The organism is Nocardiopsis sp. CNT312 (assembly GCF_000515115.1).
Classification (GTDB): domain Bacteria; phylum Actinomycetota; class Actinomycetes; order Streptosporangiales; family Streptosporangiaceae; genus Nocardiopsis.
The window spans coordinates 25339-50749 of the sequence record NZ_AZXF01000027.1; the positions used below are offsets into that span (position 1 = coordinate 25339).

A 25411-nucleotide genomic window follows, 5' to 3' on the forward strand; every position below is an offset into this window, starting at 1 on the left:
TTCCTCCGACTGCTCCGGGCACGCGGAAGCCCCCGCTCCCGCACAGGAGGAGGGTGAAGGGGTGGCGGGGCCGGTCGGGGACGCTTGCCCCGGCCCCGCCGCCTGCGTCAGGCCACCAGGTGGGCCATGTACGGCTCCCACTGGGGGTCGCCGTGCAGGTCACCGTTGATCAGCCGCCAGTGCGGCCCCTTGGGCACCTTGGGGGTGATGTGCAGCTCCCAGCCGAGCTCGTCCAGGAACTTGTCCGCCTTGCGGTGGTTGCACGGCTTGCAGGCCGCCACCACGTTCTCCCACACGTGCGCCCCGCCGCGGCTGCGCGGGATGACGTGGTCGATCGTCTCGGCCTTTCTGCCGCAGTAACCGCAGGTGTTGCGGTCCCGGCGCATGAGGGCCACCCGCGTCAGCGGGACCCTGCGGCTGTAGGGGACGGTGATGTAGCGCCTGAGCCGGATCACCGACGGCACGTCGTAGGACCGTGTCGCCGAGTGCAGGACCGCTCCCGTCCCGTCCTCATGGACGACCTCCGCCTTCTCCCGCAGGACGAGGAGAATCGCCCTGCGCAGAGGCAGCGTCGTCAGTGGTTCGAAACTCGCGTTGAGTAGCAGCACGTGGCGGCGGGCGGTGCCTGGACCACCCTCCCGGCTGCGTGGGGCGCTCATCGCTTCGCCCCGGCCGCCGCATGCCGCGACCGTGTCTCTTCCCCGGCCAGCCGATCGGCCAGCCAGGAAGCCTCCCTGTGCACCGATCCGAGGATCGGTGGTTCCGTACGCCTTGCCACACGGACCTCCCGGTGGTTACCGCCGAGCTCGCGTCCCGCATTCAGTTTGCGTGGTCGGACCGCTCCTGCGCCACCCCATTTCCTCGCGGACCTCCAGAAAAAAGCCGGTGTTCGCCGCTTCGAGACCATCGCGTGCCCCCAGCGGGCCGCGCTCACCGCAACCACACCGTGACCGACAGAGACGGAATGGCCTGTGGATAGGCTGCGAAGTATGCGCCAACTCCGGTACCCGCCAGCAGAGCGTTCGGACATCATCGACACCCTCCACGGCCATGCGGTCGGCGACCCCTACCGCTGGTTGGAGGACCCCGACTCGGCCAAGACCAAGGACTGGTCCGCGGCCCAGGACACCCTGTACTCCGAGGCCGCCGCCGACTACAGGACACGCTCCTGGTTCGACGACCGTATCCGCTCGCTCCTGGGCGCCGGGTACGTCGGCGCCCCCCTGTGGCGGGGCGAACGCTGCTTCTTCACCCGCCGCACGGCCGAGCAGGAGCACGGCGTCCTCTACGTCCGGGACGGCGACGGCCCCGAGCGCGTCCTGGTCGACCCGGGTTCCCTGGACCCCGAGGGCCTCACCACCCTCGACGCCTGGCAGCCCGACCGCTCGGGGCGGCTCCTGGCCTACCAGCTCTCCGAGGGCGGCGATGAGGAGTCGGTGCTGCGCGTCATGGACACCGGCACCGGTGCCACCGTCGACGGACCGATCGACCGCGCCCGCTACAGCCCCATCGCCTGGCTGCCCGACTCCTCGGCCTTCTACTACGTGCGCCGCCTGCCTGCGGAGCTGGCCCCCGAGGGCGAGGAGAACTACCACCGCAGGGTCTACCTGCACCGGCTCGGCTCGCCCGAGAACGAGGACGTCCTCATCTTCGGCGAGGGGCGCGACAAGACCGAGTACTACGCCCCCGCTGTGAGCCGCGACGGCCGCTGGCTCCTGCTGTCGGCGGTCAAGGGCACCTCCTCGGCCACCGACCTGTGGATCGCCGACCTCGCCGAGGGCCCCCTGGAGTCCCCCAGGCTGCTGCCGATCCAACAGAACGTGGACGCCGACCTGGCGGCGCACGTGGGACGCGACGGCCGCCTGTACCTGTACACCGACCGCGACGCCCCGCGCGGGCGCCTGTGCGTGGCCGACCCCTCCTCCCCCGGGCCCGAGCACTGGACCACCCTGGTGCCCGAGGACCCCGAGGCGGTCCTGGAGGACTACGCGATCCTGGACGGCCCGGAACTGGACCGGCCCGAACTCCTCGTGTCGTGGGGACGCCACGCCGTCAGCGAGATCAGCCGCCACGACCTGGCCACGGGTGAGCGGCTCGGGACACTGGAACTGCCCGGCCTGGGCACGATCGGCACTCTGAGAGAGCGCCCCGAGGGCGGTCACGAAGCGTGGTTCGGCTACACCGACAGCACCCACCCGTCGTCGGTGTACCGCTACGACGCACTCAGCGGCACCGTCTCGCGGTGGGCCCACGCCCCCGGTCGGATCGACGTGCCCGACGTGCGCACCGAACTGGTGACCTTCGCCTCCAAGGACGGCACCCCCGTGCGCATGCTCCTGGTCTCGCCTCCCGAACCCGCGGACGGGCCCCGGCCGACCGTCCTGTACGGATACGGCGGTTTCCGGATCTCCCTCAGTCCCTCCTACTCCGCGTCGGCCCTGGCCTGGGTGCGCGCGGGCGGCGTGTACGCCATCGCCAACCTGCGCGGCGGGCTGGAGGAGGGCGAGGGGTGGCACCGCGCGGGGATGCTCGCCGACAAGCAGAACGTCTTCGACGACTGCGCCTCCGCCGCCGAGCACCTCATCGCCACAGGGGTGGCCGCCCCCGACCGGCTGGCGGTCATGGGCGGCAGCAACGGCGGCCTCCTGGTCGGCGCCATGGTCACCCAGCGCCCCGACCTGTTCGCCGCCGCGGTCTGCTCCGCGCCACTGCTCGACATGGTGCGCTACGAGCGCTTCGGGCTGGGACAGCTCTGGAACGTGGAATACGGCAGCGCCGACGTCCCCGAGGAGCTGGAGTGGCTGCTGGGGTACTCGCCCTACCACAACGTCCGCGAGGGGACCCGCTACCCGGCGACACTGTTCACGGTGTTCGACAACGACACACGGGTCGACCCCATGCACGCCCGCAAGCTGTGTGCGCTCCTGCAGTGGGCGACGTCGGTCCCGGCCGAGGAGCGCCCGATCCTGCTGCGGCGTGAGGCCGAGGTGGGACACAGTTCGCGTTCGGTGAGCCGGAGCGTAGCGCTCGGTTCCGAACAACTGGCCTTCCTCGCCCACCACCTGGGCCTGTCCACGGGCTGACCCGGGGCCGCGGGCCCGAGCGAAGAGAGCAAACGCACAGGTGTCATGGCACCCGCCGCCGTGTACGCACGCGGCGGCGCTTGAGACCATGAGGGGCGCCCACCCCGGGGGAGCCGCCCACGAGAGGAACCGGACGTGACCCAGACCGAGGCCGGACCCACCGCAGCCGCGACCGCACCCGAGCGGCACGTGTACCTCGCCCAGGTGCGCTATGGCGACCTCGACCCGCAGAACCACGTCAACAACGTGCGGATGCTCGCCTACCTGGAGGACGCCCGCGTCTCGTTCCTGCGCTACAAGGGGCTCTCCAACGACGACGGGGTGTTCGGCCCCCTGGTCGTGGCCCGCACCGAGGCGGACTACGTCGCTCCCCTGCTCCCCCGCACCGAACCGGTGCGGGTGGAGCTGTGGGTGACCGAGGTCCGCAGCGCGAGCTTCTCCCTGGCCTACGAGATCCGCGACGACGACACCGTGTTCCTGCGTGCCCGCACGGTGCAGGTCGGCTTCGACGTCCACACCCAGCGCGCCCGGCGGCTCGACAACCCCGAGCGGGACTTCCTCGCCCAGTACTCCTGAGGAGGTGCGGCGGCGGTCAGCCCCCGAGAGGGTCAGCGGGCCCCGCCGGCGAGGAGAGGGCCGCCGCGGTCCACCTGTGGCTCCCGGGGACGACCGCGGCGGCCTTCTCCCTCTGCCGGGCCCTGAGGTGCGCCGCCGGGGCCGCCTCGTCGGCGACCACCTCACGCACCCGGAACAGGGCGGGGCCGTCGGAGTCGGCCGCCGCGCCGAAACGCAGACAGCCCGGCTCCTCACCGACGGAGGCGGCGGCGTGCCTGGAGATCCCGGCGACGAAGGCGTCGCGGCGGCCGGACAGGATCCGAACCGAGATGGCCAAGGGCAACGGGCGATCGGGCACAGCGGCCCCAGCGGCGGCGGTTCGGCACGACCGCGCCTGCGCCCCGGCCGCTCCCGCGGCGGTCGGGGCCCCGACCGCCCACCGCACCAGCCCCGACGGCCCTGCGCGCACGGATCCCGTGTCCGACGGCGGGCTCAGGCCAGGGAGATCCTGACGCTCTCGCCACCGTCGTCGTCGCGCCCCTCCTCGGAGGAGACCCGGATCGAGGTCGGATCCGCCACCGCCGGTGGCGCGGCCTCCTCGGGCACGTTGACCATGCTGTGCGCGGCCATCACCATGTACTCCCACATCTGGCGGTCCAGCACCGGCGGCAGGTCCAGGGAGTCCATGGCCGCGCGCATGTGCTCCAGCCAGCGGTCGCGCTCGGCGGTGCCGATCCGGAACGGGAAGTGGCGCATCCTCAGGCGGGGGTGGCCGCGGCGCTCGTTGTAGGTGCGCGGGCCGCCCCAGTACTGCATGAGGAAGAGCCGCAGCCGCTCCTCTGCGGGCCCGAGGTCCTCTTCCGGGTACATCGGCCGCAGAACGGGGTCGGCGGCGACGCCCTCGTAGAAGCGGCGGACCAGGCGGGTGAAGGCCTCTTCCCCGCCCACGGCCTCGTAGAAGGTCATGCGCTCGCCCTGGCTCTGGTGATCGTCTCGCGCGGAAGTCATCGCCCACCAGGGTATGCGACGGCCGCCGGGGTGCCGCTCCACCCGGCGGCGGTAGGCCCCGACGGGCGGGCGGGTTCAAGGGGTCCTCGCAGCACCTCGTTGGTCACACGAGTGAACGCAGACGCTCGGCTGGAGTTCTCCAGCCGAGCGTCGTGCGTGGCCGACCGCTCAGCTTCTGAGCCACACGCTCCAGCTCCAGGAACCGCTCCCACAGACGGACCAGTTCCTTCTTCGACAACGGCGCGGTGGTCGCAACCTCCCCGAGGCCAGGGTGTTGCGACCACCGCTAGAGGCCACGGCGTCGGGGCCCGCTCCGTCGCGGTTCAGTCGCGGGTGAGCTTGCGGTGGGTGACCGCGTGCGGGCGTGTGGCGTCCGGACCCAGGCGCTCGATCTTGTTCTTCTCGTAGGACTCGAAGTTGCCCTCGAACCAGAACCAGTCGGCGTCGCCCTCCCAAGCGAGGATGTGGGTGGCCACGCGGTCCAGGAACCACCGGTCGTGGGAGGTGATGACGGCGCAGCCGGGGAAGTCCAGCAGCGCGTTCTCCAGGGAGCCGAGGGTCTCCACGTCCAAGTCGTTGGTGGGCTCGTCCAGCAGCAGGAGATTGCCGCCCTGCTTGAGGGTGAGCGCCAGGTTGACGCGGTTGCGCTCACCTCCGGAGAGCACACCGGCGGGCTTCTGCTGGTCCGAGCCCTTGAACCCGAAGGCGGCGACGTAGGCGCGGCTGGGGATCTCGACCTTGCCGACCTCGATGAAGGTCTCGCCGTCGGAGACGGTCTCCCAGACGTTCTTGCTGTCGTCGATCCTGGCACGGTACTGGTCGACGTAGGAGATGTCGACGGTGTCGCCGACGTCGATCTTGCCCCCGTCCGGGGTCTCCTGGCCGACGATCATCTTGAACAGGGTGGTCTTTCCCACGCCGTTGGGCCCGATGATGCCGACGATGCCGTTGGGCGGCAGCGAGAAGCTCAGGTCCTCGATGAGGACGCGGTCGTCGAAGCCCTTGGTGAGGTTCTTCACCTCCACGACCGTGTTGCCCAGGCGCGGGCCGGGCGGGATCTGGATCTCCTCGAAATCGAGCTTGCGGGTCTTGTCGGCCTCGGCCGCCATCTCCTCGTAGCGTTGGAGGCGGGCCTTGCTCTTGGTCTGGCGGGCCTTGGCGTTGGAGCGGACCCACTCCAGCTCTTCCTTCAGGCGCTTGGCCTTCTTCGCGTCCTTCTGGCCCTCGACCTTCAGCCGCGTCTGCTTGGTCTCCAGGTAGGTGCTGTAGTTGCCCTCGTAGGGGTAGAAGTGGCCGCGGTCCAGTTCGAGGATCCAGGTGGCCACGTGGTCCAGGAAGTACCTGTCGTGGGTGATGGCGACGATGGTGCCGGGGTAGTTGGCCAGGTGCTGTTCCAGCCAGTTCACGCTCTCGGCGTCCAGGTGGTTGGTGGGCTCGTCCAGCAGCAGCAGGTCGGGCTGTTCCAGCAGCAGCTTGCACAGGGCCACCCGGCGCTTCTCACCGCCGGAGAGCTGGGTGACGGAGGCGTCCGCTGGGGGGCAGCGCAGCGCGTCCATCGCCTGGGCGAGCTGGCTGTCCAGGTCCCAGGCATTGCGGTGGTCGAGCTGCTCCTGGAGCTTGCCCATCTCCTCCAACAGGTCGTCGGAGTAGTCCGTCGCCATCTTCTCGGCGACCTCGTTGAACCGGTTGAGCATCGCCTTGGTCTCGCCAACACCGTCCTCGACGTTCTCCAGGACGGTCTTGTCGGAGTCCAGACGGGGCTCCTGGGCGAGCAGGCCGACCGTGAACCCGGGCATGAGGCGAGCGTCGCCGTTGGACGGCTGCTCGATGCCGGCCATGATCTTCAGCAGCGTCGACTTACCCGAACCGTTGGGCCCCACGACACCGATCTTGGCTCCGGGCAGGAACGAACCCGAAACGTTGTCCAGGACGACCTTGTCGCCGTGCGCCTTGCGCACGTTTTGCATGGTGTAGATGTACTCCGGCATGCCTCCAAGCCTAGGGCGTCGGCGCCCCTGCCGAGACCCGCACGGTCCCGTCCCCGCCTTCGGGGAAGGAACGGCTCCAAGCGGTTCCGCCCCTGGGGAACCGCACGAGGACGGGCCGGGCCCTCCCCGTGGGGAGCCCTGCCCGCCCAGGCCCTCCTCCGGCACACGAAGCGGGTCCGCCCTTCCCGGCACTCACTCGCCTCCCCAGGGCTCCCGGCCCCGGGACAGCGGCGGGGCGGTCTCCCGCCACCGCTCCACCGGCAGCCCCCAGTCCAGTGCACGGCGCATGAGCAGCGCCATGGAGTAGTCGGGGTCGGCGTCCAGGGCCGCCTCCAGCGCCGCCGACGCGAGCGGCACGTCGTCGCGCTGCCAGGCGGCCACGGCCAGCAGGGAGGCGGGGGCCGCCCTCAGGCGCGCGGGGACATGGCGCACGACACGGGCCCAGAGCCGCTCGTGCACGGGCGCGCTGCGCTCGGTGATGCGGGCCCACGCCTCGTCCCGTACGCGCACACGCGTCAGGTACACGCCCAGTTCGGCGAGTTCGGCGTGCCCGGTGACGTGCGCCCCCTCCCACTCGGCGCGCACCGCCGAGCGGACCGCCGCCAGGGCCGCCTCCGGCCTGCCGGGCCGGGCGCGCTCCGCGGCCTCGATCTCCTCCGCCCGGGCCGCCACCAGCGCCAGTGCCGCCTCCTCCACGGGGCCGAGCACCGCCCGCACCCGGGCCTCGGTACCGGACAGCAACTGCGCCACGGGGACGATCCCGCGCAGTACGGCGTCGGCGGGGGCGGTGGAGCGGTCAGTCTCCAGCGGTCGGCCCTCGGGCGGGCAGCACCCCGGTCCGGGGCAGGTGTGAGACCAGTAGCGGCCTTCCCAGACCCGGAAGGCGTCCAGCACGGTGACGTTCCGCTCCGGGGCGGCCCGTAGCAGCGCGTCGATGTCGGGGACGACCCGTTCCGGTGGGCCGAACGCCACCACCAGCAGCTCCCCGCACCGTGCCGCCGCCGCGTGCTCGACCGCCGACACCGCCCTCAGCTCCGTGGAGGAGGCCTCCTCCACACGGTCCAGGTCGGCTTGGAGGACGGAGTGGACCCGCCCGCCCTCCGCGAGCGCCAGGACCACGATCCCCGGATCGGGAGGCCCGGGTACCAGGTAGGGCAGTGCGGCGACGATGTCGGCGGGACAGGTGAGGGTGAGCGGGCCCTGGGGATCTCCCTGCGGGAAACCGTGGCTTTGTGAGCGCATACCATCACCATGCGTGACTCCCCGGTCGCACACAACGGGCCTTCCCCCGCCTGTGGACGAGCGCTGCGAGCCCGACTCTCCCCCGGCCGGTCTCAGCCGATCTGGCCGGGCACTCCGCGCCCGGAGGGGCCGCCCTCCCGCTGCCCGGGGATCCTGGTACCGCCCTGCCGCGCCGCTGGCAGGCACACACGGTTGCGTCCGGTCTCCTTGGCCCGGTAGAGCGCCAGGTCGGCGGCGGTGAGCAGTTCCACGAGGTCGTTACCGTGCTCGCCCGCCACGGCCGCACCGACCGAGACGGTGATGGAGACGGGGACCTCCTCCACCGCGATCTGCATGCTCCCCACCTGAGAGCGCAGCCGCTCGGCGGCCTGCCACGCCTCGGCGGTGTCGGCTCCGGGCAGCAGCACCACGAACTCCTCCCCGCCGAAGCGGCCGAGCAGGTCCGACTGGCGCAACTGCTGGGCGATGGTGGTGGCCACACCCAGCAGGACCTGGTCGCCGAACAGGTGGCCGTGGTTGTCGTTGACCCGCTTGAAGTGGTCGATGTCGACGATCAGCACGGCGGCCCGGCCGCGCGATGAGCGTGCCCGGGCGATCTCCGCCGAGGCCTCCTGCTCCCAGGTCGGCGCGTTCAGCAGGCCCGTCTTGGGATCGGTGCGCGCCGCCGTCCGCAACTGCTGGAACAGCAGGCTGCGCTGGAGCAGCAGCACCGGGGGCACCGCGATGGCCAAGAGAAACAGCGAAAGCTGCGCGAGGACCGCGACGGTGACACCGACACATAATTCGACGGCGTCGACCGTGCACGCCTCACGGTCCCACATGGGGCGGGGAGCGCTCCCGGCCCCCGCACTGATCCGCACCGCGAGGGCGACCAGCACGGTGTTGAGCGCCGTGAACGCCGCACAGCAGACCACGGCGAGGAGCACCCCGCCGGCGGTGCCCAGTTGCTCCTGCGCCTCGGGCGCCCCACCGACCGCGTCCCAGAGGCCGTCCGCGGTCGCCAGGTGCCATGCCACGGACGCGAGGAAGCCCGACAGCCCGACCGCTGTGGCGTTGAACACCCTGCGGTGGGCGAGCGCCCGCCTGGCGCGCAACTGGAGCAGGAGGAAGACCGGGACGGGGACCAGCAGGGAGTAGAGCGGCGGCAGAAGCAGCACGACCGGGAACCACCAGGCCCCCAGCAGGTCGCGGGCGAACCCCGCGGGCACTCCCAGACGGCGGATCGCCTCCACACAGATCCCCGCGCACAGCGCCAGCGCGAGGAAGGCCACCAGGTCGGACAGGTGCACCGAGGTCAGTGCGGCGGAAGCGCCGAACAGGAAGAGCGCGGCGCACAGAAGCATCCCCATGTACACGACCAGGCCCCGGGGCTGCTGGAGCACCGGCCACTGCGGCCGTCGGCCGACGGCCAGGGGCTTCTCCGAGATACTCACGGCTGCGTCCTCCCTCCCCGCGTCACGCTCCGCAGTGCGACCCCTACAGTGCTACTGATGCGCCGACCACCTCGCCCGGTTCTCCTTTCGACGAGTCGATACCGAACCGCGTTCCTTTTCATGTGCCGCACTGCCACCACACGCGGAACGACGCCACACCCAACGCGGGCACCACCCCCACCACTTTACATTACGTTGGGTAATAACTTAATTGCTGATTGTGCGAAAGGTGCGAAACTCTGCGACCCCCACCCCCGAGGGAAAAGCTCTCCACAGCGGCGGGCGCGGAACCGGAACACAAGGGAGGGGCGACATACAATCCGGCGTCCGCGGGCAACCGCCGCCGAACGCCCGCGGACGGAGTCAGGGCGGCACCACCGAAGGGACGCACATGTACCGCAGCGTGCACTGGACCTGAGAGAAGGACCCGAGCAACCGGGGGCGGGCGGCACATCCGTGCCGCCCGCCCCCACGCCTCACACCAGCGACGCACCTGACGTCACGACGACGACCGGGCCACCTCGTAGGCGGACCGGAACACGCGATAGCGCTCCAACTCCGCATCCATCGGCTCCGTGGCCCGCCGACGCGCGATCCGGCGCACCCGTTCCACGGCCTCCTGTTCGACCTGCTCGCGCCGCTGCACGGCCGACACCTCGACCAGGTTGCCGCAGCCGACCCCGGTCAGCCACCCCGCCAACAGGGACGCGACCGCCAGCGCACCGCCGTAGACGATGAAGGGGGTATCGAGCACGGCCAGACCGGTGAACTCCCCGAACCAGTTCAGCCCCGCCACCAGAGCCCACACCAGGCCCAGGGCGGAAACACCCAGCAGCCCGTACTGCACTGCCTTGGCCGCCTTCCACCAAGACGGGTCCCGCTCGGGGTCGGCGACCGTCCCGGCAACCGCACCGCCCAGCTCACCCGGGAGTTCCGAGGCCCCGCTGAGCGCCGCAGCCCGCATCCTCCGGCGCCACGGCGCGGGCATCCCCTCGGAGACCCCGTCGGCGGCATCCCCCAGCACCCGCTCCAGCTCCGCCGACTGCGCGTCCACCGGGCCGGTGACGCCGTCGCCGCCCTCACCGCGCAGGAAGTCCAGCTGCACCGACGCCAGGGGGTCCTTGCGCAGTTTCGCCAGCACGCCGCCGAGCGGCCACCCGACCTCGCGCCGACCGCGCTTGACGATGGTGGTCTCGGCCACGTCGGCCACGGCCCCCACACCGGCCGCCCGGACCAGACCGCTGCTGATCCGCTTGTCGACCTCCTCGGGGACGGTCTCCGGGATCTCGCCCTCACCGCGGAACTCCTCGAACTCCTCCATGACGAGTTCGAGGTCGGCGGCCAACCGGTCCACCAGAGCGCGGCGCTCGCGCACCGTGTGGCTGAGGAACTCGCGCAGGTCGCCGATCCCCTTTCCGGTGAGAGTGGAGGTCGTGATGACCCTGGGATGCACCCCGGCCTCGGTCTCCATCAGGCGGCGCAGGTCGGTGAGGAGCTCCTCGAGCTCGTCGGGCTGGACCTTGTCGACCTGGTTGAGGACGGCGACGGTGACGGCGCCGTGGCCGGCCATCCGTGCCAGGTAGCGGTGGTGCACCGCGGCGTCGGCGTACTTCTGCGGGTCCAGCACCCACACGAGCAGGTCCACCGAACCGATGAGCCGGTCGGCCTCGGCCGTGTGCATGGAGCGGACCGAGTCGTGGTCGGGCAGGTCGAGCAGGACCAGGCCTGTCAGCTCCGAACTGCCCGAGTCCAGGACACCCGTGCGCGAGTGCCGACAGCGCATGGGAACACCGAGCCAGCTCAGGAGCGCGTCGGCGCCCTCGTGCCCCCACACGCACGCGTGCGCCCTGGACGTGGTGGGCCGGGTGACGCCGATCTGCGACAGTTCGAGTCCACACAGGGCGTTGAACAGCGAGGACTTACCGCTTCCGGTGCCACCGGCCAGGGCCACCACGGTGTGGTCGCCCGACAGGCGCAGGCGGGCTCCCGCATGGTCCAGCAACTGGGTGGCACGGGCGACCAGGTCCCCTGGCAGGTCCTCCCTGCCCAGCTCGGTCATGGTGGTCAGCGCGTCGAGCCGCTCCACGAGCTGGTCACGGGTGATGGTCCGGTCCGAGTGCCAGGTGTCGTGCTGGGTGGGACGGTACTCGTCCCCGTCCTCTTCGGTGGCGGGCGGAGCGCCGTCGGCCCCGGGAGCGGGGCCACTCCCCTGCGGGTCCACCGCCCGGAAGGACCCGGACATGGGCGAGGATCCGGGCACCCGCTGGGGCAGCGGTTCGGGCCCCTCACCACCGTCGGCCGAGTCCTCGGACTCCGGGGCGGGCACCCACTCGGGCCCGCCCGGCACCACGGCGGGCAGGGTGCCGGTGGTGCGACCGGCGATCTGGGAGTCCTCGGCCGCCTCGGCGAGGCTGCCGACCCAACCGGCCAGGCCGTCCGGGTCGTCGTCGCGGGAGCGCGCGGCCTCCCCCCGGGCCGACGGGCGCGCGTGGCGCCCCGCCCCGCCGTGCTTGTCGGGGGCGGAACCGCCGGGGGGCGGCCCCTCGGCGCCCGCCGCCCAGTCCGTACCGGCGTCCGGGTAGCCGGCGATCCCGTCGGGTACGGGGTCGCCCGAACCCTCGACGGATCCGGGCGGCGGCGTGTGGCCGGGGGCATCCGGCGCGGGCACGGTGTAGCCGCGCCAGGGACCGCTCCGGTCCGCCACGGACTCACCGTCGGGGGCGCCGCCGCTCCGGCCCGCCACGGCGTCCGTACCGGCCGGGGAGGCCCCGTCCCCTGCTTCGTCGGCACCGGGCCCGCCCGGCACCCGCTCGGGGTTCCACTGAGTAGTCATGAAGAGATCTCAAGGTTGTACGTGGCCTGATAGAGCTGGACGGCGCTGTCCTCGGACGGGATACCCGCCGAGGCCAGCGTGTTGTCGAAGGGCAGGCGCTCGCGGCCGAGCATCCCGTCCACACGCCGACGCAGGTTGTCCCGTGCCGTGCTGCCCATGCTACGCAGGGACTGGGCACCGAAGAGCCCTTTGAGCAGGCGTTGGGGGGAAGGGCCGACGGCGTCGGCCGCCTCGCCCGCGGCCCGGGACTGCTCGTAGCCGAGCAGGTCCATGATGAGCACGAGGGCGACGACGTCGTGGTCGAAGGTGACGAACCGGGCCACCGAGCGCTTGGTGGCACCGCTGGCGGCGGTGAGTTCGGCGATCTCCGCCTGCCACTCGGCGAGCTCCTCGCGGACCCGCTGCACCACCAGGCCCCCGCCGGGCACCGCCTTGGCCCTGTCCACGAGGTCGCCTCCCCCGGGGACCTCGCGCCAGCGGTCCTCGATCTCGTGGGCGGCGCGCTCGGCGGCCGAGACCACCAGCGCCGACAGGGAGTCCCGGACCGCGCCCTCCAGCGCGGCCACCCGCTGGCCGCGCTCGGCGGCCTCGGCCTGGGCCCGGCGGGTGCGCTTGCCACGCGGGCGCAGGCTCTTGGCGAGCTCCCCACTGGCCGCGACCTCCTGCCAGCGGGCCAGCAGGGAACCGCTGAGCAGCGATCCCTCGGCCAGGGTGGTGTCCACGTAGCGACGCGCCCCGGCGTAGGCGTCGCCGATGACGCCGTCGAGCACGCGCCCGGCCTCGATCTGCGTCTCCACCTGCCGGGCGAGCTCGGGGACACGGGTACGGAAACTCTCGACGACACCGACGAAGGTGCGGCGCGAGACCCGGTCGCGGTGCTCGGCCTCGCCCGCCACGTCCGCCAGGAAGGCGCGGATGTGGTCGGCCACGTTGGAGGTGAAGCGCTCCCCCCGGACCTGATCGGTCTCGGGGATGGCAAAACGGGCCGCACCGCCGAGGCCGTTGGCCTCCAGCATGGCACCGAAGTGGTCGAGCAGTTGGCGCCGCCCCTTGCGGGGGACCCGCGAGAGCACCACGGCCAGCGAGGTGTCGCGGTCGCGGGCGACCTGGAGGAACTCCCACACGCGCGCGTCGGCGTAGCGGGTGCTGGTGGTGACGAAGACCCACAGGTCGGCGGCGTCGAGGAACTTGGCGGCGAACTCGTGGTGGGCGGACACCGCGGAGTCGACGTCGGGGGTGTCCAGCAGCGCCACCCCGGGGGGCATGGCCTCGCTGGCGGCCAGCACCAGCATGCCGTCCTTGCCGGGCATGGCCAGGCCCTGCTGGCGCACGCGTGGCAGGGAGGGGATGAAGGAGGCCTCGCTGAACCAGTCGACGTCGGCCGGGTTGCACGCGAGGACCGGGCTGTTGGTGGTCGGGCGGCGCACGCCGGTGGTGGTGACCTGCTCACCGACCAGGCTGTTGACCAGGGTGGACTTGCCCGCCCCCGTCGATCCCGCGACGGCGATCAGCAGGGGGATGTCGGGCCTGCGCACCCGAGGCAGGACGTAGTCGGACAACTGGGCCAAGACGTCGGCCTGGAGGACCCGGCCCTCCTCGGCCGCGGGCAGCCCGTCGGCGAACTCCAGGTCGCGGATGAGCATGCGCAGCGACTCCAGGACCCGTTCGAAGCGCTGGTCCTCGGTAGCGGGCGCACGGCGGTGCTTGGCGGCCCCGGAGCCCCGGGAACCGTTGCCCTGGACTGCGGGTTGGGCGGAGGTGGCGGCCGGTCCGGCGACGAACCGGTCCGAGGCACCGGAACCACTGGTATCCGGTGCAGCCGACGGCCGGGTCATGATCGGTGTGCCCTCCTCATCGCTGCTGACGGTCCCCCGCCGCACAGACATCGAGCGCCGCCCGCGGGGGTCTCACTGGAGATCGCGCCCGGTCGCCAGTCGACGCGTCTCGAACTGGGTCCCTGTGTGCAGTATGTCAAGATCCCGCGCTGTTTTGACCACTTCTCCGATGATCACCACCGCCGGGGGTCGCACTCTAGCCGATCGGGCCGAGTCGGCGATGTCCGTAAGGGTACCCGTGACCGTCCTCTGCCCCGGCAGAGTGGCCTCCTGGACCACGGCGGCGGGGGTGTCGGCGGAACGGCCGTACCGGACGAGCGCCTCGGCGATCGCCTCCAGCCGCTGGACCCCCATGAGCACGACGAGCGTGCCGCCGGCGCGGGCCAGGCCCTCCCAGTCCACGGTGGAGCGCTCGTCGTCGGGCGCCACGTGCGCCGAGACCACGTGCAGGTCCTGGGAGACCCCGCGGTGGGTGGCCGGGATGCCGGCGCTGGCGGGCGCGGCGAGCGCGCTGGTGACACCGGGGACCGCGATGACGGGCACGCCCGCGGCGGCGCAGGCCGCGGCCTCCTCCCCTCCCCTGCCGAACAGGAAGGAGTCGCCGCCCTTGAGCCGGACCACGAACAGGCCCTTGAGGGCGCGGTCGACCAGGATGTCGTTGATCGCCTCCTGTGCCATCGACCGCCCGTAGGGGATCTTGGAGGCGTCGATGACCTCCACGTCCGTGGGGAGCCGGTCCAGAAGCGTGGTGGGGGCGAGCCGGTCCACCACCACGACGTCGGCCTGGGAGAGCAGTTGCTGTCCGCGAACCGTGATCAGACCGGGATCTCCGGGACCGCCGCCGACGAGGGCGACCCCTCTGTGGCGCTCGCGGCCGCGACGGGCGTCGAGCGTGCCGTCGGCAAGCCCGTCGGTGATGGCGTCGCGCAGGCCCGCGGCCCGCCTCGGGTCCCCGGAGGCCACGACGCCGACGGTGACACCGCCCGCGCTACCGGAGGCCGGCGTCCAGGCGGAGGAGGCATGCCGGTCGTCGGCGCGCACGCACCACACCCGGGCGCCCTCGGCCTCCTCGGCGACGGCCGCGTTCACCTGCGGGTCATCGGTTGCGGCGTGGACCAGCCAGTAGGCGGGAGCGTCGGGGCCCGCGACCTCGCCGGGGGCGAAGGGGCGGCGCTCCCACGTGATGTGCCCGGCGGCAGCCAGGTCCTCCAGTGCGGCCGCCGCGGCCGGCGCCACGAGGGTGACACGCGCACCGGCGTCCACCAGGACGGGCACCCGGCGCTGGGCGACCCTGCCTCCCCCGACCACGAGGACCTTGCGGTCCATCATGCGCAAACCAAGCAGATACGTCACGGTCGCGCCCCTTCCGTCGTGCCCGCCGACCCCCGACGGCGGCGGGGTGCGCGGCGGCAGCGGGCACCGCGCCGCCGGCGATGTTCGGCGATCTGTGGAACAGATTGTCAAGCTGGTATTACACCCGCGTAAACGGTGGGGGCGCGGCGTGTGTGAGACGCACCGCAACCCCCGGTCCCGCCGGGGCGGGAGGTCTTCGGGCCGTCGGTCCTACTTCGCAGTGGACACGCCCGCGTCGTCGAAGGTGGCGACCTCGCGCAGGGACCGCGCGGCGGCCTGGAGGATGGGCAGCGCCAGCAGTGCGCCGGACCCCTCGCCCAACCGCATGTCCAGGTCCACCAGTGGGCGCAGGCCCAGGTGCTCCAGTGCGGGCCCGTGCCCGGACTCGCTGGAGCGGTGTCCGGCGAAGCAGGCGTGGACCGCCTCGGGCGCCATGGCCACCGCCGCGAGGGCGGCCGAACCCGCGATGATGCCGTCGAGCAGCACGGGGAGGCGCAGCGCGGCGGCGCCCAGGACGAATCCGGCCAGTGCGGCGTGCTCCAGCCCGCCCAGGGCCGCGAGGGTGCCGACCGGATCGGCCGGGTCCACCGGGTTGGCCTCCAGCGCACGGCGGACGACGGAGACCTTGTGCCGGTACGTGGCGTCGTCCACGCCGGTGCCCCGCCCGGTCGCGCTCTCGGGAGCGGCACCGGTGAATGCGCAGACCAAGGCGGCCGACGGGGTGGTGTTGGCGATGCCCATGTCACCGGTGACCAGGCAGCGGTTCCCGGCGGAGGCAAGGTCCCGGGCGATCCCGATCCCGCTCTCCAGCGCCTGGAGCGCCTGTTCGCGGGTCATCGCCGGCCCCCGGGTGAGGTCGGCGGTGCCCCGGGCGACCTTGCGCAGCAGCAGGCCTTCGGCGTGCGGCAGGTCAGCGGCCACGCCCACGTCCACGACGGTGACCCTCGCCCCGGTCTGCCGGGCGAAGGCGTTGACCACCGCACCCCCGGCGAGGAAGTTCTCCACCATCTGGGCGGTCACCTCCTGGGGCCACGGCGTCACCCCCTGGGCGTGGACGCCGTGGTCGCCCGCGAAGACCGCCACGGCCGCGGGTTCGGGCACGGGGGGCGGGCACTGCCCGGCCAGTCCGGCGAGGCGGACCGACACCTCCTCCAGCACTCCCAGGGAGCCCGGGGGCTTGGTCATGCGGTTCTGCCGGTCCCGGGCCTGCTCCATCGCGCGGGAATCCAGTGCTCCGACGGCGGCGACGGTCTCCTCCAGAAGGCTCGTAGGCTCGCGGCCGGGCAGTCCGCGGCGGCCGAAGCGGTCGCGGTGCACGGCCCAGGACAGGGGGCGCTCCCCCTCGGAGCCCGCCCCTGCGGCGGGCTCGTCGACGTAGCCGACACAGAGGCAGGCGACCACGTCCAGGTATTCCGGGAGTTCGAGCGCGCGAGCCAGGTCGGCCCCTTCCCCCCGGTCCACACGGCCGACGCCGAGTCCCTCGGCGCGCGCGGCCAGCCGCAACTGCTCCAGGACGGGTTCGGCGGAGCGCGCGGCTCCCGGGGCGGCACGCCCGGGGTCGGCGGTGAGGACGATGGCCAGCGGCGCTCTCAGGACCTCCTCGGGGGCGACGCCGGTGGAGGTGCCGCCGCCCCCGCCCCGTTCGGCCGCCAGGTCTCGGAGCCGCTCGCGCAGCCGGGTGTCCTCAACGAGGATGAAGTCCCAGGCGCGGTCGGCGCTCGGTGCACGGTGGACGGCCTCCAGCACGCGGGTGAGGACGTCGTCGGGGACGGGATCGGGCCGAAAGCCCGAACGCACCTCGCGCGCGGTGTCGATGACCCGGTAGACGGCGGCGCGTTCGGGTTCGCTGAACACCCGGTCCTCACGGGGCGGCTGCGGCTGCGGCTGCGGCTGCGGCTGCGGCTGCGGCTGCGGCTGCGGCTGCGGCTGCGGCTGCGGCTGCGGCTGCGGCTGCGGGGAAGCTACCGGTTCGAGAGCCTCGGCTGGCTCCGACAGCGGAGCGCCGGAGGGGCCGGTGTCGCGGAAGGGATTGGCCGCCGTGGGACGTACACGCCGTGCCTCGGTCCCGCGTCCGCTCTCGGGCAGGCCGTCCAGCAGGCCGCCGAAGGCGGTGGGTCCGCTCCCCGGGGCATCCGCGCGGTCACCGTCGCTCATGAACGCCCCCTAGTGCGCCTGTACGTGATTCGTGCTGGTTCGGCATCGACCGGCAAGCGTAGTGCGTGGTGTGCGCGACCCCCGCATGAGTCCCCCGAATCGCGCTTCTCTGGTTGCGTGTGGACATCATTCCACAATTCGGACAAAGTTCATCTTTATGGCGTAGATTAAAAATAGGATACCTTCTGAACTGCGGGCTTGTAGTGTGTGCGGGTCCACCGACCGACCCCAAGGACGACCAGCGCATGCCCGACCGCCCCTCACAGCCGATGATGCCCTCCGTGATCCTGGAGACCGAGCGACTGCGGCTGCGCGCGTTCGTCGACTCCGACATCGACGACGTGTACCTGATCCAGGCCGACCCCGACTCCCAGAGATGGGTTCCCCTGCCCTGGCCCGGCGCACCCTACACCCGCGCCGACGCCGAGCGCTGGTGCCGCGAGAACGGCCCCGCCCTGCGCACCAGCGGCGGCGGCCAGCACTGGGCCGCCACGGAGAGGGACACCGGCCGCCTGGTCGGGGCGTTCGGCCTGCTGCGCACGGACTGGCAGGCGATGGCCACCGAACTCGGCTACACGCTCGCCCCCTGGGCGCGCGGCCTCGGCTACGCCACCGAGGCCGCCGTCGCCGTCTCCCTCTGGGCGATCGACCAGGGCTTCCAACGGGTGGAACTGAAGGCCGCGACGGCCAACACCGCCTCCCGCAGAGTCGCCGAGCGGTCCGGGTTCACCTTCGAGGGGATCGAACGCAGCGCCATACCCCTACACTCGGGCCGCGCCGACCTGGCCTGCTACAGCCTCATCCCCGCAGATCTGGAGCGCTGACCGCGGCCCGCGCTCAGCCGCGGACCCGCGAGAGCATCCAGGCCCCACTGGCGGTGTCATGGCGCAGTTCGTACACGCCCTGCGCGCAGACCGCACCCGCCTCCACGCGCCAGTGGCGCCGCTCGGGCACCCGCGCCTCATGCACCGGGCTCCAGTCCACGCGCAGGGTCACCCAGTGGTCGAGGATCCTGCGCACCCCGTACACACGGCCGTTCCATGTGAATCGCGACGGACGGCCGCCGTCCTCGACGACCGCGACCTCGGCCCCGTAACACCGGTTCACGACACTCCCCCTCAGTGATAGACGGACCCCACTCCACACACGGGAACCCCCCGGGGGAAGGACGGACAGGGATTCGAACGTGTGTTCCAAGAGTAGCGAAAACCCCACGGGCGCGGAACCGTTTCCGCCACATCCGGACCGGACCCACCGCAGGTCCGCCCACGGATCAGCCGTCGGTACCCTGAAGTCCCCTCCGCACCGCGCAAGGAACCCCCAACCGTGACGCCGAACGGCCAGCAGACCGGCATCCCCCCGCGAACGGGGCGGCTACCGCGTCCCTGGCAGGGCGGCGTGGGAGCCGTGCACCCGGACGAGGACCCCTCCGGCAGCCCCGTCCCCGTCGAACTCCTCCACCCCGGTCTCAGCAACGACGAAGCTTCCGCCGCCGCTTCGCCCGCAAGGTCGACGCCGCCCGCCGCCCAGCAGCTCCCCGCCCTGCTCGTACGCGCCGCAGCGCACGTCGTCGAGGTACCCGCCCAGACCGTGTTCGGCGCGCGCTGCTGGGACAGCGACGAGGCGGAGCGGAGCGCCCCGTACGGGGCGCTCCCGCGCTGCTACGGCCGGCAGCGGAGGTCCGCAAGGGCCCCGGCAGCACCCCCGCTCGGCGTGCTCTTCCCCGCATTCTCCGGCCACGAGATCCTCCCCGAGCCGTGAGGCGACGGTGCGGACTGGCATGATGCGGGGGACGCCGAACCCAGCGAAGGAGCAGACCATGCGCGCCATCGTCATCGAGGAACCGGGCGGACCCGAGGTGCTGCGGCTCACCGAGACCCCCGACCCAGTACCGGAACCGGGACGGGTCCTGGTCGAGGTGGCCTCCCGCGGTGTCAACTTCATCGACATCTACCAGCGCGGCGGTGCCTACAAGGTCCCGATGCCCTTCATCCCCGGCATGGAGGCTGCCGGAACGGTCACCGCCGTGGGCGAGGGCGTCACCGGCCTGGCCCCGGGGCAGCGCGTGGGCTGGGCGATGGCCCCCGGCGGCTACGCGGAGAGGGCCGCGGTCGACGCCTCCCTCCTCATCCCGCTGCCCGACGGCGTCTCCGACGACCAGGCCGCCGCCCTACTGCTCCAGGGCATGACCGCCCACTACCTCACCCACTCCGTGCACCCCGTGACCGACGGCGAGACCGTCCTGGTGCACGCCGCCGCCGGAGGTACCGGCCTGCTCCTCACCCAGCTCGCCAAGGAGCGCGGCGCCCGGGTGATCGGCACGGTCTCCACGGAGGAGAAGGAACGGATCGCCCGCGAAGCGGGGGCGGACGAGGTCATCCGCTACACCGAGACGCCGGTGGCCGAGGCGGTCCGCGAACTGACCAGCGGCGAGGGCGTAGCCGCGGTCTACGACGGCGTGGGCCGCGACACCTTCGAGGCGAGCCTGGCGTCACTGCGCCCGCGCGGCGTGCTGGCCCTGTTCGGCCAATCCAGCGGCCCGGTGGATCCGGTGGACCCGCAGCGGCTCAATAGCGCGGGATCGGTGTATCTCACCCGGCCCTCGCTGGGACACTTCGTCGCCGACCGCGACGAACTCCTCGGCCGGGCCGGTGACCTGTTCCGGCTCGTCGAAGCGGGACGCCTGGACGTGCGAGTCGGCGGGCGCTACCCGCTTGCCGAGGCGGCCCGTGCCCACACCGACCTGGCGTCCCGGGCGACCTCCGGCAAGCTCCTGCTCGTCTGAGCGCTACGGCTCCTCGCGCTGCTGCGGGAACGTCTCGGCACCGCCGGCCCGCGCAGCGTCGCCCCGCGCGTCGGCGACCGCCCGCTCCGCCGCCTCGGCGGCCTCCTCCGCGGCCAGTTCCGACCTGGAGTGCGCTCCCCCGTCCGCCGTGATCTGCGCAGGGCCGGTATCGGCGCTCCCGGGCTCCTTCTCCGTGGAGGGCTTAGCCGCGGCCTCCCCGGAGAAGGCGTGGGTGACGTTCTTGACCGCCTCCGTGAGCTCGCCGGGGATGACCCAGAACGTGTTGCCCTCCCCCTGGGCCAGAGACGGCAGTGTCTCCAGGTACTTGTAGGCCAGCAGTTTGGCGTCGGCGTCGTTGGCGTGCACGGCCTGGAACACGCGCTCGATCGCTTTGGCCTCACCGTCGGCGCGCAGAATGGCCGCCTGCTGGTCGCCCTGCGCCTCCAGGATCGCCTGCTGACGGGCGCCCTCCGCCTTGAGGATGCGGGCCTGGCGCTCCCCCTCGGCGTGCAGGACCGCGGCGCGCTTGTCGCGGTCGGCTCGCATCTGCTTCTCCATGGCCTCCTTGATGCTGGGAGGCGGGTCGATCGCCTTGATCTCGACCCGGTTGACGCGGATGCCCCATTTTCCGGTGGTGTCGTCCAGGACCCCGCGCAACCGGGTGTTGATCTCCTCCCGCGAGGTGAGAGTGCGTTCGAGGTCCATGGAGCCGATGACATTGCGCAGCGTGGTGACGGTGAGCTGGTCGATGGCCTGGAGGAAGTTGGCCACCTCGTAGGCCGCGTCCTTGGGCCGGGTGACCTGGTAGTAGAGGACGGTGTCGATGTTGACCACCAGGTTGTCCTCGGTGATCACCGGCTGCGGCTTGGAACTGAAGACGTGTTCGCGCAGGTCGAACTTGGTGTTGACGCGGTCGACGCCCGGGATGATGAAGTTCAGCCCCGGGGTGAGCGTCCTGGTGTAGCGGCCGAAGCGCTCAATGTTGTAGGCGCGCGCCTGCGGGACGATGCGGACCGCCGACAGCGCGAGGAGCACCAACGCGACCGTGAGGATGATGAAGGGAAGTGCCGATTCGATCATGTCCGTACCTGACCTTGGCTTGGTTTAGGGGAACGGGGCCGCTCACAGCCGACGGGAGCCGCCGCGCGGATCTAGGGCAGGGCCTCACGCGGATAGACCACGGCGGTGGCACCGTCGATCTCCATGACGTCGACATGCGTGCCGACCGGGATGACCAGGTCCTCGTCGATACACCGTGCCGACCACTCCTCCCCGGAGAGTTTGATCAGCCCCCGGTCGCCGTCGACCTCCCGCAGGACGAGGCCGGAGCGGCCCACGAGGGCGTCGGCACCCGAACGGGTGTCGGGGCCGCGGGCCAGTTGGCGCTGGATGATCGGGCGGACCAGGACGATCCCGGCGGCTGAGGTCGCCGCAAACCCGATGACCTGCACGGCCACGGGCAGCCCGAGTGCCCCCAGGAGTGCGGCGACCAGCGCCGCGACGGCGACAAGGCCCAGTACGAAGGTCAGGGTGAAGACCTCGGCGACACCGAGGGCGACGGCGAGGATCGTCCACATCAGCCAGTCGGGCATGGTTCCGCGGCCCTCCCGCAAAGGATCGGGTCATTCCTACGCTACCCACACAAGCCCGGCGTAGCACCCTTTACCGCTCATAGAAAGCGTTTCCGCACGCTCCGGGAGAGCCCATGAAGCCAACAAGAGCAAAAATGGCCACATGAGGACACCGACATCCCCTCACATGACGCCCCATCAGGGATCGATCATCACGTGTGAACGTGTTAGACGCCGACGGCCCCATGGGCTTTGAAAGAATCTGCTCATGAACCAGTATCCCAACCCCCACCCGGGCGACCCGTGGCAACAGCCCAGCGGCCAGAACCCCGGTTGGGGCCCTCCTCCCCCGGACCCTTACACGGGCGGCGCCCTCGAGCCCTACCCGGGCGGCTACCAGCCAGTCACCCCCGCGCCCGTCCCCGAAGAAACACCCCTCACCACGATCGGGGACATCGCGATCACCCAGAACCTGGTGATCACCCCGGCCGGACGCTTCCCCATCAACGGCACGGTGTGGACGGTCACCGACATGAGCCGCACGGAGACCACCACCCCGGCCTGGGCCATCGTCGTCGCGATCCTCGTGTTCTGGTGGACCTGCCTGCTCGGCCTGCTCTTCCTCCTGGTCAAGGAGCACAAGACGACCGGGCACATCCAGGTGACCGTGCAGGGGCACGACCACTACCATGCGACGAGCATCCCGGTCTCGCACCCGACCATGGCCCGGCAGATCAACGAGCAGGTCAACTACGCACGCAGCCTGGCCGCGTAGCGACCTCGGTCGGCCGTCCCACTCGAGATGGCCGACCGGACCGCCAACACAACACCAAACACCTTCAAACCGCAACAAACCAGTGTTTACCACCCACTGTCCTCGCCCATACACCTAGAGCGTTCTACAGTCGGTGTGAGGGGGGAAGCGGATGCTGGTCGCGCTGTTCGCGGTGGCCCTCTTCGCGGGACAGTGGTGGATGTTCTGAACCCGGGACCGCCCGAACCCGCGCTACCGGACTTCACGAAACGCCAGCACAGCAGCACCACACCGGGGGTTAATCACCGGTAACGTGGTGCACGTGGTCCGAAGCGACCGGTTTGGTGGAGCAAGAGTGGTTACGGGAAGCATCTACGAATGACCGTAGTTGGTCAGATTTTGCCCGACTGTGGGCGAGATCCGACAAATACCCTAGTATGTCTATCCGGGACGCTGTCGGTACCACGACACGGGGCCCCGGCCGCAGGCCACCTCCCAGCCCCCGCCCCACCCCCAACCCGCAGTCGGCCCAGCCGAACCGGGACGACAACTGAACAGGCACCCGTAGCTCAGTGGATAGAGCACCGGACTTCTAATCCGATGGCCGCAGGTTCGAATCCTGCCGGGTGCGCCGCAAAACCCCAGGTCAAACCGGGTGTGCGAGTCGAACAGACGAGGCGGGACGCCCGTCTGGAGCCCCGAAATGCTCCGTGTGTGCTCCCCAGTGCAAGGTCCCGTACATCCGGGCGAGGACCTCCCGGAGCATTTTGCCATCCCGTGACCCCAGCAGCCCCGCGCCGGGGACGCCCGCCGCACCGCCGGGGGACGTGGCCCCGCAGGGCGTCCCGCCGTCCACGACCGGCACGGCGGGCCGCACAGGCACACACCCACACAGCCCGCCGAACAGCCCAGCCTCACCCCCGGGCGGGCCTGAGCAGTGCCGCGGTGGCCTCCGCCGCCGCCTTGGCGACCTCGGGGAACACCGTCTGGTAGGTGTCCTGCGTGAAGTGCGTCGTGGCGTGCCCGAGTTCGGTGGAGACCACCTTCACGTCCGCTCCCGCCGCCAAGGCGAGCGAGGCCGCGCCGTGGCGCAGTCCGTGCAGGTGGATCGGGGGCAGCCCCGCCGCGCGGGCGATCCGGTTGAACCAGCGCGTCACCTCCCCCGGATGCCAGGCGGTGCCGTCGGAGCGGGTGAAGACCAGGCCCGTGTCCGGCCAGTGTGGCCCGGCTTGGAGGCGGGCCCGGTTCTGCTCACGCTTCCAGGAGCGCAGCACCGCGACCGTGTCCTTGTCGAGGGTGATGGTGCGCTGCCCGGCCGCGCTCTTGGGGATGGTCGTCACCGTCTTCCACCCCAGGGTGACGACCTGGGTGCGGATATCGATCTGCCCGTCGACCAGGCGGGTGTTGGCCCACGGCAACCCGACCGCCTCACCCCGGCGCAGCCCCTTGACCGCGATCAGGTGCAGCAGCGGGAACAGCCACCGGTACCTACGGGCGTGGGTGAGGAAGGTGATGGTCTGGGCCGGGGTCCACACCATCACCTCCCCCGGCACCACCCCGTCGACCTGCCACTGGCGCACCCGCTCAGCCGTCCACACCAGCGGCCGGGTGCGCGGACACGACGGCAGGCGGGCGTGGGAGGCGGCGTTCACGGCCACCGGCAGGTCGGGGCGGCGCACCGCCTCGGACAGGGCGCTGCGCAGCGTGGCGCGGATGCGGTGCTTGGTCGACAGCGAGATGACCCGCCGCCCCCGCACCGACGCCCTGACCTTCGCATCGTGGGAGTCGCGGCATTCCAGGATGCGCTGGTTGGTCTCCTCGATGGCGGTGAACATCGCCTCGACCTGCCAGGGGGTGAGCCGGTCCAGGCGGACGCGGCCCAGGTGCGGGATGAGGTGGTTGCGCAGGTGCCCGGCGTAGGAGGCACGGGTCTTGACCGCCAGGTCGGGTTTGCCCTGCAGCCACTCGGTGAGCCACTCGGCGAGGGTCGGGATGCGTTCGCGGGTGCGGATCCCGGTGCCGATCCGGCGTTTGACCTCGACGGTCTCCGGCAGCGGGCGGCGGGCCTTGAGTGCCTGCTGGATGAGGTCGGCGATCTGCGCCTTCACCTCCGCCTCGTCCTCGGCCAGGCCGAGCAGTGTCTTGACGTGGTCGAGTTGGTCCTGGGCACGGTCCTGGGCGGCCAGGCCGCCCCGGCGGGCCTGGCGGCGCTTGCCGCCGGTGGTGCGGGGGAGTTCGATCTGGAACGCCCATTCGCCGTGGCGGGGGTTCCAGGCGCCGTCCTCGCGGCGCAGCCTCGCACAGCGCGCCCCCAGGGGTTTGCCGGTGTCGGGGTGGCGGCATCCGCAGCGTTTGAACACCGATCCGTCATGGGAAGCCATCTACGACTCCGTTTCCTTCTGGTCTGTGCGCGCACCGCACCGCCCGCAGCCACCGTGTGGGAGGGCGGCGGGCTCGATACCCAGGTGGGCGAGTACCCCGGCGGTGGGCACCACCCACACCCGGCCCGCCCTGCGGGCGGGCACCGGAAAGGCGCCCTCCCTCAGGAGCCGGTAGGCGGTGGTGCGACCGAAGCCGAGCATCCGCCCGGCTGTGACCGGGTCCAGCACCAGCGGCAGCGAAGCCACCTCACCCAACGTGACGGGAGCCTTCTCCTTCACCATCGCCACCTCCTCACTGTGGTTGGGCTGCGCGGATGCGGTGCGCGGCCCCGCACCGTGCGGGGCACCACGCATCCACGCTCGACCTCGACGAGAAGTGCAAGCGGATTCGCTCCATCCCCCAGCGGATCCACGCTCCCCCTGTTCCACCCGGCCC

General features: G+C 71.7%; 22 protein-coding genes and 1 tRNA gene. 7 read left to right on the top strand and 16 right to left on the bottom strand.

Annotated features, from left to right (window positions below):
- Positions 1-107: 107 nt before the first annotated feature.
- Positions 108-608: an HNH endonuclease gene (locus B042_RS0113420; RefSeq protein WP_028648733.1), complete on the bottom strand. Its 501-nt coding sequence runs from the start codon at positions 606-608 to the stop codon at positions 108-110.
- 381 nt (positions 609-989) lie between these two features.
- Here B042_RS0113420 and B042_RS0113425 point away from each other — a divergent pair, with 381 nt between their 5' ends.
- Together B042_RS0113425 and B042_RS0113430 are read left to right on the top strand one after the other, a co-directional pair.
- Positions 990-3083: a prolyl oligopeptidase family protein gene (locus B042_RS0113425; RefSeq protein ID WP_028648734.1), complete on the top strand. Its 2094-nt coding sequence runs from the start codon at positions 990-992 to the stop codon at positions 3081-3083.
- Between the two features lie 135 nt (positions 3084-3218).
- Positions 3219-3659 carry a thioesterase family protein gene (locus B042_RS0113430; RefSeq protein ID WP_028648735.1) on the top strand — a complete coding sequence of 147 codons (441 nt, stop codon included), beginning with the start codon at positions 3219-3221 and terminating at the stop codon, positions 3657-3659.
- A gap of 16 nt (positions 3660-3675) precedes the next feature.
- On the opposite strand, the gene B042_RS23110 is transcribed toward B042_RS0113430, so the two are convergent.
- From B042_RS23110 to cobT, 10 genes are all read right to left on the bottom strand, one after another.
- Positions 3676-3975, bottom strand: a complete 300-nt coding sequence (locus B042_RS23110) for a putative quinol monooxygenase (RefSeq protein WP_231494028.1) — start codon at positions 3973-3975, stop codon at positions 3676-3678.
- A 155-nt stretch (positions 3976-4130) separates the two neighbouring features.
- Entirely contained in the window at positions 4131-4646 is a 516-nt protein-coding gene (locus B042_RS0113440) for a globin (protein WP_081748775.1), read from the bottom strand.
- Positions 4647-4749: 103 nt separating this feature from the next.
- Positions 4750-4884: a hypothetical protein gene (locus tag B042_RS26890; protein ID WP_255342346.1), complete on the bottom strand. Its 135-nt coding sequence runs from the start codon at positions 4882-4884 to the stop codon at positions 4750-4752.
- An 85-nt stretch (positions 4885-4969) separates the two neighbouring features.
- Positions 4970-6634, bottom strand: a complete 1665-nt coding sequence (gene ettA, locus B042_RS0113445; protein ID WP_028648737.1) for an energy-dependent translational throttle protein EttA — start codon at positions 6632-6634, stop codon at positions 4970-4972.
- Positions 6635-6826: 192 nt separating this feature from the next.
- Positions 6827-7876: a DUF4192 domain-containing protein gene (locus tag B042_RS23115; protein ID WP_051415675.1), complete on the bottom strand. Its 1050-nt coding sequence runs from the start codon at positions 7874-7876 to the stop codon at positions 6827-6829.
- Between the two features lie 92 nt (positions 7877-7968).
- Positions 7969-9309 carry a GGDEF domain-containing protein gene (locus B042_RS0113455; RefSeq protein WP_028648738.1) on the bottom strand — a complete coding sequence of 447 codons (1341 nt, stop codon included), beginning with the start codon at positions 9307-9309 and terminating at the stop codon, positions 7969-7971.
- A 499-nt stretch (positions 9310-9808) separates the two neighbouring features.
- A complete protein-coding gene (locus tag B042_RS0113460) occupies positions 9809-12142 on the bottom strand; it encodes a GTPase (RefSeq protein WP_028648739.1) in 2334 nt (777 codons plus the stop codon).
- Positions 12139-13977 (bottom strand): dynamin family protein, encoded by a 1839-nt coding sequence (locus tag B042_RS0113465; protein ID WP_028648740.1) that lies wholly within the window; start codon positions 13975-13977, stop codon positions 12139-12141. Before B042_RS0113465 ends, B042_RS0113460 begins: the two co-directional genes overlap by 4 nt.
- A 72-nt stretch (positions 13978-14049) precedes the next feature.
- Positions 14050-15330, bottom strand: a complete 1281-nt coding sequence (cobA, locus tag B042_RS0113470) for a uroporphyrinogen-III C-methyltransferase (RefSeq protein WP_028648741.1) — start codon at positions 15328-15330, stop codon at positions 14050-14052.
- 210 nt (positions 15331-15540) lie between these two features.
- Positions 15541-17484 (bottom strand): nicotinate-nucleotide--dimethylbenzimidazole phosphoribosyltransferase, encoded by a 1944-nt coding sequence (gene cobT, locus B042_RS23120; RefSeq protein ID WP_081748776.1) that lies wholly within the window; start codon positions 17482-17484, stop codon positions 15541-15543.
- A gap of 245 nt (positions 17485-17729) precedes the next feature.
- Between cobT and B042_RS0113480 the strand changes: the two genes are divergently transcribed.
- Complete coding sequence (locus tag B042_RS0113480; protein WP_028648742.1) at positions 17730-18308, top strand: GNAT family N-acetyltransferase; 579 nt, start codon at positions 17730-17732, stop codon at positions 18306-18308.
- Between the two features lie 13 nt (positions 18309-18321).
- Here B042_RS0113480 and B042_RS0113485 read toward each other — a convergent pair whose 3' ends face one another.
- Positions 18322-18591 (bottom strand): DUF6504 family protein, encoded by a 270-nt coding sequence (locus B042_RS0113485; protein ID WP_028648743.1) that lies wholly within the window; start codon positions 18589-18591, stop codon positions 18322-18324.
- A 219-nt stretch (positions 18592-18810) separates the two neighbouring features.
- Here B042_RS0113485 and B042_RS0113490 point away from each other — a divergent pair, with 219 nt between their 5' ends.
- A complete protein-coding gene (locus B042_RS0113490; RefSeq protein WP_028648744.1) occupies positions 18811-19245 on the top strand; it encodes a hypothetical protein in 435 nt (144 codons plus the stop codon).
- 58 nt (positions 19246-19303) lie between these two features.
- Entirely contained in the window at positions 19304-20269 is a 966-nt protein-coding gene (locus B042_RS0113495) for a quinone oxidoreductase (RefSeq protein ID WP_028648745.1), read from the top strand.
- A gap of 3 nt (positions 20270-20272) precedes the next feature.
- Here B042_RS0113495 and B042_RS0113500 read toward each other — a convergent pair whose 3' ends face one another.
- On the bottom strand, positions 20273-21349 hold the full coding sequence (locus tag B042_RS0113500) for an SPFH domain-containing protein (protein WP_155989080.1): 1077 nt from the start codon (positions 21347-21349) through the stop codon (positions 20273-20275).
- A 71-nt stretch (positions 21350-21420) separates the two neighbouring features.
- Entirely contained in the window at positions 21421-21861 is a 441-nt protein-coding gene (locus tag B042_RS0113505; protein ID WP_028648747.1) for an NfeD family protein, read from the bottom strand.
- Between the two features lie 247 nt (positions 21862-22108).
- Here B042_RS0113505 and B042_RS0113510 point away from each other — a divergent pair, with 247 nt between their 5' ends.
- Complete coding sequence (locus tag B042_RS0113510; RefSeq protein WP_028648748.1) at positions 22109-22615, top strand: hypothetical protein; 507 nt, start codon at positions 22109-22111, stop codon at positions 22613-22615.
- A gap of 537 nt (positions 22616-23152) precedes the next feature.
- Positions 23153-23225, top strand: a tRNA-Arg gene (locus B042_RS0113515).
- A 283-nt stretch (positions 23226-23508) separates the two neighbouring features.
- On the opposite strand, the gene B042_RS0113520 is transcribed toward B042_RS0113515, so the two are convergent.
- Complete coding sequence (locus B042_RS0113520; RefSeq protein WP_028648749.1) at positions 23509-24975, bottom strand: site-specific integrase; 1467 nt, start codon at positions 24973-24975, stop codon at positions 23509-23511.
- Positions 24976-25257 (bottom strand): AlpA family transcriptional regulator, encoded by a 282-nt coding sequence (locus tag B042_RS23125; RefSeq protein ID WP_036554948.1) that lies wholly within the window; start codon positions 25255-25257, stop codon positions 24976-24978.
- Positions 25258-25411 lie beyond the last annotated feature (154 nt).